This window comes from Secundilactobacillus kimchicus JCM 15530 (assembly GCF_001433995.1).
Classification (GTDB): domain Bacteria; phylum Bacillota; class Bacilli; order Lactobacillales; family Lactobacillaceae; genus Secundilactobacillus; species Secundilactobacillus kimchicus.
The window spans coordinates 1-252 of sequence record NZ_AZCX01000044.1; the positions used below are offsets into that span (position 1 = coordinate 1).

General features: G+C 46.8%; 1 protein-coding gene. It reads left to right on the top strand.

Going from position 1 to position 252, the window contains the following annotated elements; all coding sequences use genetic code 11:
* Positions 1-252 (top strand): hypothetical protein (locus FC96_RS13095; RefSeq protein ID WP_202813036.1); only part of this gene is annotated, 252 nt, incomplete at both ends.

Here is a 252-nt window from a genome sequence, read left to right on the forward strand (position 1 = left end):
GGATCTTGCCAGCATTGCTGACCTTGCCACTTTGGATTCTGCCATTCTTAGCACTCTTGCCATTCAAGATTGGTAAATTACTCGGTGCACTTTTGATGCAACCAATCCTTCTTGGTTTGATCGCATTGAAGTTGTTAGCCGACATCGCTAAGTTCATCATTGGCTTAGCACTTGGCTGGTTCTTGTTCCCACTCCTGCTTGCAGGATTGTTACTTGGCTTGCCACTTGCCTTACTCACCTTGCCACTGTGGA